The organism is Haloferula sp. (assembly GCF_049672945.1).
Taxonomy (GTDB): Bacteria; Verrucomicrobiota; Verrucomicrobiia; order Verrucomicrobiales; family Akkermansiaceae; genus Haloferula.
Genome location: NZ_JBATWY010000100.1, coordinates 1 through 9154 on the forward strand (window position 1 = coordinate 1; position 9154 = coordinate 9154).

The 9154-nt window shown below is 60.8% G+C and carries 11 protein-coding genes; 4 read left to right on the forward strand and 7 right to left on the reverse strand.

The window, feature by feature from the left end:
* Positions 1-194: 194 nt before the first annotated feature.
* Complete coding sequence (locus WBG04_RS09040; RefSeq protein ID WP_424314086.1) at positions 195-413, forward strand: hypothetical protein; 219 nt, start codon at positions 195-197, stop codon at positions 411-413.
* A gap of 67 nt (positions 414-480) precedes the next feature.
* Here the strand turns inward: WBG04_RS09040 and thrC are convergent, their stop codons facing one another.
* The 7 genes from thrC to rnhC form a co-directional block, all read right to left on the reverse strand.
* The gene (gene thrC / locus WBG04_RS09045; RefSeq protein WP_424314087.1) at positions 481-1776 is read right to left on the reverse strand and encodes a threonine synthase; all 1296 of its coding nucleotides are present in this window, start codon (positions 1774-1776) and stop codon (positions 481-483) included.
* A 58-nt stretch (positions 1777-1834) separates the two neighbouring features.
* A complete protein-coding gene (locus WBG04_RS09050; protein WP_424314088.1) occupies positions 1835-2794 on the reverse strand; it encodes a homoserine kinase in 960 nt (319 codons plus the stop codon).
* Between the two features lie 294 nt (positions 2795-3088).
* Positions 3089-3592: a septal ring lytic transglycosylase RlpA family protein gene (locus WBG04_RS09055; RefSeq protein ID WP_424314089.1), complete on the reverse strand. Its 504-nt coding sequence runs from the start codon at positions 3590-3592 to the stop codon at positions 3089-3091.
* 58 nt (positions 3593-3650) lie between these two features.
* Positions 3651-4343: a hypothetical protein gene (locus tag WBG04_RS09060; protein WP_424314090.1), complete on the reverse strand. Its 693-nt coding sequence runs from the start codon at positions 4341-4343 to the stop codon at positions 3651-3653.
* 66 nt (positions 4344-4409) lie between these two features.
* Positions 4410-4991, reverse strand: a complete 582-nt coding sequence (locus tag WBG04_RS09065; protein WP_424314091.1) for a hypothetical protein — start codon at positions 4989-4991, stop codon at positions 4410-4412.
* Positions 4992-5116: 125 nt separating this feature from the next.
* Positions 5117-5515, reverse strand: a complete 399-nt coding sequence (locus tag WBG04_RS09070; protein ID WP_424314096.1) for an HU family DNA-binding protein — start codon at positions 5513-5515, stop codon at positions 5117-5119.
* Between the two features lie 20 nt (positions 5516-5535).
* Complete coding sequence (rnhC, locus tag WBG04_RS09075) at positions 5536-6477, reverse strand: ribonuclease HIII (protein ID WP_424314092.1); 942 nt, start codon at positions 6475-6477, stop codon at positions 5536-5538.
* A 40-nt stretch (positions 6478-6517) separates the two neighbouring features.
* Here rnhC and WBG04_RS09080 point away from each other — a divergent pair, with 40 nt between their 5' ends.
* Genes WBG04_RS09080 through WBG04_RS09090 form a run of 3 tightly spaced genes read left to right on the forward strand, consistent with a single transcriptional unit; the run spans position 6518 to position 8834 of the window.
* Positions 6518-7591, forward strand: a complete 1074-nt coding sequence (locus WBG04_RS09080) for an A/G-specific adenine glycosylase (RefSeq protein ID WP_424314093.1) — start codon at positions 6518-6520, stop codon at positions 7589-7591.
* Positions 7592-7625: 34 nt separating this feature from the next.
* Positions 7626-8402 carry a S1 family peptidase gene (locus WBG04_RS09085; RefSeq protein ID WP_424314094.1) on the forward strand — a complete coding sequence of 259 codons (777 nt, stop codon included), beginning with the start codon at positions 7626-7628 and terminating at the stop codon, positions 8400-8402.
* 3 nt (positions 8403-8405) lie between these two features.
* Positions 8406-8834, forward strand: a complete 429-nt coding sequence (locus WBG04_RS09090; RefSeq protein WP_424314095.1) for a hypothetical protein — start codon at positions 8406-8408, stop codon at positions 8832-8834.
* The last annotated feature ends 320 nt before the right edge of the window (positions 8835-9154 follow it).

The window sequence follows — 9154 nt, forward strand, 5'->3', positions numbered from 1 at the left end:
GTTGTGGTAAACCAATTTATAGACCCCGAATTTCGGGCATGGGAGGCATATTCGCCTCTCATGCCTTTTTCCTAACAACCTTCAAGCCATACAGCGCCTAGGATCGGCGCTGTGGGACAGGCTCTAGTTATTTCGCAGGACAGAGCCTTGAAGACGGCACGTTGAATCCGGGAAGGCCGCTGCTTGCCGCTCCGATGAAGATTGGGACGGAGGAGTTTTGGGAGGAGCCGTATGGGATGAAAACGGTGATCCTGAGGATGGACAATTCGGTGGATGTGCCTTTGATCCGGAAGGCGGATGGGAAGGTTTCCGTTGGGAATGGAAAGACGCTATTTGATATCGGCAAGGATACCGTTTGGGGAGATGTTGGGGTGATCGATTTGAGGCATCCGGAGAGGGGGACGGACCGTTGACTTTAGTCGGCGAGTTGGTAGGGTTGCGGCGCCGACTAAAGTCAGCGGTCCGGGCGTTGGGATTGGTTTATGCCTGCGAGATGAGATGCTCGCGGAAGATCGCTTCGTCGGCGGGCATGGAGAGGGCGACCTTTTCCTTGTCGGCGAGGATGGCGAGACGCTCGGGGATTTCGACGACACCCTCGCCGATTTCCTGCTCCATGACATCGAGGAACTTCGAGGGGTGCGCGGTTTCGAGGGTGATGGTGGTGTCTCCGGGATGCTCGTCGCGCCAGGCTTTGGCGGCGAGCCAGCCGACGGCGCCGTGGGGATCGATGTTGTAGTCGTAGAGGCGCTTCACGCCGCGGACGGCGTCGCGGGTTTGCTCGTCGGTGAAGGCGTAGCCTTCGATCATGCCGCGCATCGCGTCCCAGGAGTCGCCGAAGAGCGCCTTCATACGGGCGAAATTCGAGGGCGCACCGACGTCCATGGCGTTGGAAATGGTGGCGGCGCTCGGACGCGGTTGGTAGTCGCCGCTCTTGAGGTAGGCGGGGACGACGTCGTTGATGTTGGTGGCGGCGACGAACTTCTTCACCGGCAGGCCGAGTTGGTGGGCGAGCAGGCCGGCAGTGAGGTTGCCGAAGTTGCCGGAGGGGATGACGAAGACGGGTTCGGCTTCGATCTGACGAGCACTATGGATGTAGTAGAACGACTGGGGAACGAGGCGTGAGAGGTTGATCGAGTTCGCCGAGGTGAGATTGAGGTCTTCGGAAAGCTCGCGATCGAGGAAGGCGGACTTCACGAGGCGCTGGCAGTCGTCGAAGGTGCCGTCGATTTCCAGCGCACTGATATTTCCGCCGAGGGCGGTGAGTTGCTTTTCCTGGAGGCCGGAGACCTTTCCTTTGGGATAAAGGATGATGACGCGGGTGCCGGGGACATTGTGGAAGGCGGAGGCGACGGCGCCGCCGGTGTCGCCGGAGGTGGCGACGAGGACGGTAAGCATGCGGTCTTCGTCTTCTGTTAGATGGGCCATCAGGCGGGCCATGAAGCGTGCGCCGAAGTCCTTGAAGGCGAGCGTGGGGCCGTGGAAGAGTTCGAGGATTTGGTCGTCGGGCGCGAGGGCGACGAGCGGTGCATCGAACTCGAGGGTGCTGTCGACGATTTCCGAGAGGGCTTCTTCGGGGACGTCTTCGCCGAAGAAGGCCTCGGCGACGGCGTAGCCGATTTCCTGAAACGAGAGATCGCGCCAAATCTTCCAGAAGTCCGGACCGAGCGTTGGTAGCGTGTCCGGCATGTAGAGGCCGTTGTCCGGCGGGAGCGAGCGCAGGATGGCTTCCTTCAGTGGGACGCGGTGGGACGAGTCGTTGGTGGAGTGGTAGAGCATCGAAGTTTCAAGTGGGAAGGGCCAAGTTCCAAGTGAAAGGCAGGGGCGTCCGCCCTCCTTACGCCTTCTTCGACTCGACGACGTGGACGCCGCGTGGGTTGATGCGGGAGACGTAGGATTGGTTCTCGAGATTGATTTCGGTGAAGACTTTGGCGACGGCGGCGGCGACTTTGATGGCGGACTCCTCCCCTTCGCAGAGGGCGAAGACGGAGGGGCCGGCGCCGGAGATGGAGAAGCCGAGGGCGCCGGCGGAAAGGGCGGCGCGTTTGGCTTTGTAGAATTCGGGGATGAGTTTCTGGCGTCGAGGCTCGGCGATGACGTCGTGGATCGAGCGCGAGATGAGTCCGTAGTCGGACTGGATCAGGCCGCAAAGCAGGCCGCCGAGGTTGCCGATCTGCTGAGTGGCATTTTGCAGGGGGATTTCCTTCGGGAGAATTTCGCGGGCGACCTTGGTGAGGATCTCGATGTCGGGGTGCACGACGGCGGCCCAAAGGTTTTCAGGGGCGGCGATCTGGGCGAGGTCGAGCTCTTCGTTGTCGCGGATGAAGACGATGCCGCCGAGCAGGCAGGGACCGACGTTGTCGGCGTGCCAGGCACCATCGGCGGAGGCTTCCCCGGCCATGGCGAAGGGGAGGAGCTGTTTCTTCGAGAGGGGTTCGCCGATCAGGCAGTTGATGGCGTAGGCGCCGGCGACGGCGGAGGCGGCGGATGAGCCGAGTCCGGAGCCGAAGGGCATCTTCTTGTGGATCTCCATCTCGATGCCGCGGTCGGTCATGCCGAGGTGCTTGAGCAGGTCGAGGGCGGCGACGCCGGCGGTGTTCTTTTCGGGAGCTTTGGGAAGCTTGCCGTCGTCACCGGTGATGGCGGTGATGTGGAGGCCGGGCTTCGAGCTGTGGCGGACGACGACTTCGTCGCCGGGCGAATCGATGGCGAATCCGAGCACGTCGTAACCGCACGCGACATTGGCGACGGTGGCGGGTGCGAAGACGCGGACTTCCTGAACGGCTTCCTTGAGCATGGGGCGGGCTGTCTAGCAGCGCTTTGCGGGCTTGTCGAGTGGGGGAAGTGGGGGGCGAAGGTCCCCGGGGGTGCTTCGAGCTTTGGGGGTCAGGATTCAGGGGGCAGGGTTCAGAAAGACAAAAGGCAAAAGACAACGCGCCAGCGTCTCCCTGCCTTTCTGACCACTGCCCCCTGAATCCTGTACCCCAAAGCTCGAGCCAGGTTTAGGCGAACATTCCTTGCTCGATGAGGGTTGGCTCTGGATGGAGGCGCGGGAGTGATTTGGCTTGGCGGATGGAATCCGCCGCCACGCTCAAAAGAGTCCGAAGAACCACTTTTTGCGTTTGGTGCGTTGGTACTTTCCGTCGCCAACGGAGAGGACTTCGACTTCGACGGTGGTCAGGCCTTGGTCGTAGAAGCCGATTTTCTTGGCGGCGCGCGGGGAGAGATCGATGATGCGATCGCCGATGAAGGGGCCGCGGTCGTTGACGCGGCATTTGACGGATTTTCCGGTTTCGAGGTTGGTGACCTTGACGAGGCAGGGGAGCGGCAAGGTCTTGTGGGCGGCGATCTTGTGCCAGGGCATGACCTTTTCGCCGATCGCGGTGTTGCCGCGTTTCAGGCCGAGGAATTTGGATTCGTTGAACCACGAGGCGGTGCCGACTTCCTGATGGTGGAGAGCTTCATCGACACTCATCGGGTGGTAGGTCTGGCCGCGGACCGTGTAGCTGGCGTTCTTGTAGCCTTGGTAGTCGCCTCGAGGGTGGGCGCAGGAGACGAGGGCGAGGGCGAGGAGGGCGGACAGCGGCTTCGTCATGCGGTGAAGCATACCCGGGGGAGCTGCCGGATCAAAGCGGATGGTCCGGTGCCGTGGATCAGCGGCACTCTTCGATGGCGGCCTGACTTTCCGGGGAAAGCTTGGTCAGCGGGAGATCGATGACCTTGCCGTTCTCCAGTTTGAAGGTGACGGTCATGTCGTCGGCGTGGACAAACTCGGCTTTCATCGTGCGGCCGCGGACGTCGGTCCATTCGCGGAGGCCTCCGGTTTCGCACTGGGTCGCGGCAGATGGGGATTCCTCTGAATCCGTCTTGGTGGTTTCGGCTGCGGCGGGTGCGACTTTTTTGGTGGCGATCTCTTCTTCGAGGTTCTTGATCCACTTGCGCTCATCGGCAGAGATTTGCTTGTAGCAGGCGCCTCCGAGAACCGTGTCGCTTTCGGGTGACAGAACGGTGATGATGGGAATGACGTTGCCCTTCTCCTTGTAAGTCACGTAGGTCTTTTGCTTGATGTCTGCGGGGAGTTCGCCGGTTTGGGACTGTTTTTGATCATCTTCCAGCACCAGAATGTAGTCGGAGCGCATCTCCTCGAAGGTCTGTTCGTTGCCGTAAACGCACTTCGGGCAGGAACTGTCGATGGTGGTGACGACAACGGCGATATTTTTGCCTTCCTCGGCCGCTTTTGCCTTGGCTTCGGCATACTGGCTCGCGTTGAAGGTTCCCTTGGGGACCCGTTGGGCGCTGGCGATGCCGGAAACGAGGAGGCTGAGAAACAGGATCCTGAGTGTCATAATTCCCTGTAATGCAGTAAGCGCCGTGAGGTGTCAAGATTGCTGAGGTGACGACTGGTGGGCGAATTATCGTTTGGAGGGTTTGCCGCTGCGCTTCATGGGTTGGAAGCGCAGCGCTCGTTCGGCACTGGCAAGTTCGCCTTTGAGCTTGGTGCGCTTCTGCAGGTAGCGCGTCCGCATGTGGGCGAATTCCTTGGCTCGGCGGAGGCCGTGCTGGGTAATGAGATAGCTTAGGGCGATTCCTGCGACTCCGAGGATGGCAATGAGCCAGATGCGTTCCGAGAGCCCGAAGCCAAAGAGGAACACGCAGAGGATCGTCGCGAAGATGCCGAAGAGAATCGGTCCGGCCTTCCCGGGTTCGACGATGGTGCCATTTTCGGATTTCGAGCTGACTCGAATGCGGAAGTTTTCCCACTCTTGCTCGATGCGTTGGAGTGATTTTTCCAAGCGAAGCACACGCAGCTCGTCTTCGACGGCATCTTGTCGTTTGACGACGTCATCAAGGGTCTTCGAATAGACGGCCGAGGGGTCGTGGACGATCTCGAGTTGGGCCGAGCAGTAGCCGCAGGTGACGAAGCGGATGGATTCGTCGATGGTGAGATTGGCGCCGCAGCTTTGGCAGGCGACCTTGGTGACTTTGATCGACACCTTGCGAGATTGGCGAAAATCGCGGGTGCTGGCAGTTCTAATCTTGGGGAGAGATTGGAGGCGGTGCAGCGATGGGGCGGAACAATTGAGCGGGGTTGACAAGCGGGCGGGACGCCCACGCTCCCCTATTTGGCTTCGCGCTCGCGGATGAGGGCGAGGGTGGTGGAGACCTTTTCCTTCATCTCCTTACCGGGCTTGAATTTGACGACGGCGCGGGCAGGGATCGGCACGTCCTTGCCGGGATCCTTGGGGTTGCGGCCGATTTTGGCTTTGGTTTCCTTGACTTGGAAGGCCCCGAAGTTCCGCATGACGACGGTGTCTCCGTTGGAAAGCGAGTCGGTGATCGAGTCGAGCGTCTTCTGGATCACATCGAAGACCTGTTGCTGGGTGAGGCCCGTTTCATTGCTGATTTTGACGACGAGCTCGCGTTTGGTGACAGTGGCCATTTGTAAAAGGGTGAGGTGGGATGTGAACCGGTGCGGGAGCTTGACACCATAGGCAGGAGCTTTTGTCCCGCGAAAAATTCGATTTTGCTCCTACGTAATCATGCGGATTCCGTGCCATCGGGATCGGAATGACCCAAAATTCTAGCAGAAGTCCGGAAGTGCAGCTTCCCGACCTTGCCTAGAGCTGTGGGTCCATGACGCTCAACGACCTGCTTGCCTGCCGCGATCACGGCCTCCGAGGCTCCCAGCGGAAGAACAACGCCTCCGGACTCCGAGGTTTTGTCGATCCAGTCGATAAAGCGCTCGCGTGCCAGGATGGAGGCGGCGGCGACGGCGATGTCTGCCTCACCTTTTGTGCGTTGTTCGAGTTCAATGGTGACATTTTCCTTCGTCAAAGCCCGTGCGAGCACGTCGGCGCGGGCGAACTGATCGGAGAGGGCGCGCGGGCAGTTGGGGCGCTCCTTGGCGAGGTTGGCGATGACGCGGGCGTGGCCCCAGGCGAGCAGCCGGTTGAGATTGCGAAAGCTGGCGAAGAGTTGGTTGTAGCGTTCCGGGCCGATGGCGACGATCGAAGTGGCGATGCCGGGGACCTTGCGGATCCTGGCGGCGAGCTCGCGGATGCGCTTGGCGCTGGTGATGCGCTTGGAGTCCATGATGCCGAGGTCCATCAGGGCGCGGGCGATGGTGGCATCGGTGTAGGCACCGGCGATCACGAGTGGGCCGAAAAAGTCGCCTTTGCCGCTTTCATCGATGCCGAAGTGGGGTTCGAACATGTCCGGCTGCAGGACTTCCTCGTAGCCGAGGCGTGCTTCGCCGATGACTTCGGGTTCGAGGGTGAATTTGACGAAGTCCTCGGTGTCCTTGCCCTGGATCAGCACTTTCGGGCCCTTCTCGTAGACCGAGACGTTGAGCTTTCCCTTCTTGCCGGCGAAGAGGGTGTAGGGCTTGTCGACGAAGTCGAAGTGGTCGCGCTCGAGGATGCGGCGAAGCTGTTCGGCTTGCTCGGCGGTGATCACGACGGTGTGGGAGGTGACGGGCACGGGGGAAGCTTGAAGAAGAATATCCAAGATCCAACAAGGAATGATCGATTGCCAATCGGGAGGGAGTCGGCAGTTTGCGGGTGTGCTGAAGCCTGCTTTGAAGAAAGATGCGCTCGAGGATCCGGTGGGGTTTCGGCGGGCGCTGCGGGCTTGGTTTGAAAAAGAGGGCAAGGACTATCCGTGGCGGCGGACGCGGGATCCGTATGCGATTCTGGTTTCGGAGGTGATGCTGCAGCAAACGCAGATCGCGGCGGTGCTCGGTCGTGGGTTTTATGCGCGCTTCATGGAACGCTTTCCGGACACCCGCACGCTGGCTTCGGCCGAGGATGATGTGCTTTTGAAAACCTGGGAGGGTCTGGGGTATTATCGGCGGGCCCGTATGCTGAGGGAGGCGGCGCGGGTGGTGGAGGAACAGTGCGGAGGCGAGTTTCCGAAAGATCATCAAGCGGTGCTCGGTTTGCCCGGTGTCGGGCGCTACACGGCGGGGGCGGTGATGTCTTTTGCCTACGACGAAGCCCAGCCGCTGGTGGATGGGAACGTGGCGCGGGTGCTCGCGCGTTTGATGGATTTTTCCGAGGAAATCGATGGGGGGAAGGCGCAGAAGCAGTTGTGGGCGTGGGCGGAAGAGCTGCTCGATCGCGCGTATCCGCGGATTTATAATTCGGCGCTGATGGAGTTGGGGCAGACCTTTTGCCGCACGGGTCAGCCGGATTGTCTGGAGTGTCCGGTGGCGAAATTCTGCCGCACGAGGCATCCGGCCGAGCTCCCGAAGAAGGCCAAACGGGTGAAGGTGACGGAGCTGGATGAGCACGTGGTGTTCGCCGAACGCGACGGGTGCGTGTTGCTCAAAAAGCTCGAGGCGGGGCGTCGCGAAGGGATGTGGCGGCTACCGGAAAGGGCGGCGGCTGAGGTAGCGGATTGGGCGCTGCTGCATCGGCGGAAGTACGGCATTACCCGCTATCGGGTGACGCTGCACGTCCATGCCGACGAGGGCATCGAAGCGGGTGAAGGTGAGGTTTGGCAGCCCCATGCCGATGTCCCGGGGCTGGTAATGCCGCCGGCGGATCGGGCGGCGCTTGCGGCGGTGACAGGCGATGCAGAAGAAATCGCGTGAGCCGTGGTCGATCCTCTGCTTACAGTCAGTCCGAATGAGCCGCTCGCTAGCACCGTTGTTTCTGGGATTGTGGCTTATGCTTCTGCCGGGATGCACGCCCCCACAGCCACCGGCAAATCCGACTCCGCCAAGCCGTGAGGTCTACCGGATGGCAGCGCAGCGGCTGACGGCGATCGTGGTTTCCGGAAAGAGCGATGTGGACCAATGGGTGGGCAGTCGCTTCACGCAGGGCGATGCGCCGGATGATGCGGACGGGGGCTCGGCGATCCCGATCACGGCCGATGGTTACTTTCTAACGGCCGACCATGTGCTGGCGTCTTCGGACGGGCGGAACGTGTTTGTCATTTACGGTCGCACCGGTGGTCTCGGGGCGACCAAGGCGCGGATCGTCTGGCGCTCGGCCAGCAGTGATCTCGCCTTGTTACATGCGCCGATTGCCACACCGGATCACTACCGATGGACGCCGCCGACGGCTTGGGTGCCGAGCTCGACCCCGGTGATGCATGCGGGGATTGCCACCGGATTCAAGAGTCCTTCGGGAAAGTTGATTACCGGGATCCCGCCGGAGACTCCTTTTTCCTCAGCCAGGCGTTTCAAGCACGACATTCCGCTCGAGCCCGGCGACAGTGGGGGACCGGTGGTGGATAGCCGGGGCATGCTGGTTGGGGTGAATTCTGCGGTCGAGTTTCTGGTCCCGCTGGAGACGGCATTTTTCATTGAATCCGAGGCGAACCGTCCGAATGTTGGTAAGCTGATGGCGCGCATCGCACAAGATCGGAAGAAGTTTGCGAGCCGTGGCGTAACTCCCTGACAGATGAAATTTCTCCCGCTGGTTTTGATTCCCCTACTGCTTGCGTCCTGCACGGACGGGAGGCACTGGACCGAGCGCGCCGCGCAGGACCGGATCATGCTGGTGCGCAACGAACCTGAGACGCTTGGGCACAAGCGAATTGTCTATCAGGCAGCCGCACATCCTGATTTCGCGAAGTTCCTCAACAAGAGTGGCGAGCCGGACTTCATCGCCGAGACCTCGAGTGATTCGCGGCAGTACATGATTCTCTACTATCTGGATTCGAAGAATGCCTTCGCCTGTCGTTCGTGGCGTGGAAGTTTGCAGCGAATGGAGTTTGCCGGGCCCTATCCGATGACGAAGAAGGAGACGGAGTTGTTGCAGCAGCTCAAGGCGGGTTCGGTGCATACGGCGGAGTCGGGGATTGCGTCCGGGCGCCTGCTGATGCCTTAGGGAAACGCTGATTAAATCCGCAAGCCGTCGAAGGTTTTTTTTGGGCTGAACAAGTCGCTCGCTTTGCTCGCCGGGGGTGAAAGTGCTCCGGCCCTTTTGCCCTTTGACTACGTTATTCCTTCCTCCTTCGCTCTACGAGCTACGGCGGACAGGCAGTCGTTGGTCCCGACCAACTCCTTCGTCACGCCTTGCCAGAGGACAAAATGACTCGGAGCGCTGCCCCGCGCCTTCAATCAGCGCTTCCTTAGTTCGAGGTGGGATCGTCGCTTCTGAGCTTTTTCCGCAAGGTCGAGCGGTTGATGGAAAGCGCAGCGGCGAGG